Genomic DNA, 252 nt, shown 5'->3' on the forward strand with positions numbered 1-252 from the left:
GTATATTTCGTAGCAATATGGCCATTATTGGACTGGCGACAGTTGCCAATGCCTACGGAGAGCGCGGTTTAAGTATTGGTGCGGTATATATGGGTGTGGTGACGATATTATTTAATATTTTAGCTGTGATTACCCTCAGTCGCGTGTCGAAAAGCGTGGACGATACGTGGGTTAGTCGTAGCACCATGATCATCAAAAAACTCTTTACCAATCCATTAATCATCGCTTTACTAGCTGCCTTTGCTTATAAGG

General features: G+C 42.9%; 1 pseudogene. It reads left to right on the forward strand.

Features of this window, described 5'->3' with window-relative positions:
* Nucleotides 1-252 (forward strand): annotated as a pseudogene (locus AAEZ10_RS27590) (AEC family transporter); the annotation flags it as partial.

Source organism: Pseudomonas sp. H26/SER47-MNA-CIBAN-0231, assembly GCF_040310465.1.
In the GTDB taxonomy this organism is placed as follows: Bacteria; Pseudomonadota; Gammaproteobacteria; order Pseudomonadales; family Pseudomonadaceae; genus Aquipseudomonas; species Aquipseudomonas atacamensis.